Here is a 305-nt window from a genome sequence, read left to right on the forward strand (position 1 = left end):
GCATTTGGATACCAGTCAAGCATAATACTAACATCTTTCAGCTTTTCCTCACTTCCGCCTGATGGTTATGTTTCTTCCCCCGTGTTACCGCCACATGCTGAAAGCATCATTGCTGTCATTATTACGGCTGCTGGTTTCATCCACTTTTTCATTCTGTTTTCCTCCATTTTAATGATTTATTTTCAAGAATTTTTACAATAACAAACAATATAATGCCGACAGCCGATAATAAGACAATCGGTTCAAATACGGCTGCTCCATCAAACTGCGTCATCATTCTTCGGCTAAAATAGCCAAGCCCGGAT

At 40.0% G+C, this 305-nt stretch carries 1 pseudogene; it reads right to left on the reverse strand.

The features are described from left to right. Nucleotides 1-148 precede the first annotated feature (148 nt). Nucleotides 149-305: pseudogene (locus ACZYRN_RS19355) on the reverse strand (ABC transporter permease); the annotation flags it as partial.

It is taken from the genome of Domibacillus sp. F004, assembly GCF_057814295.1.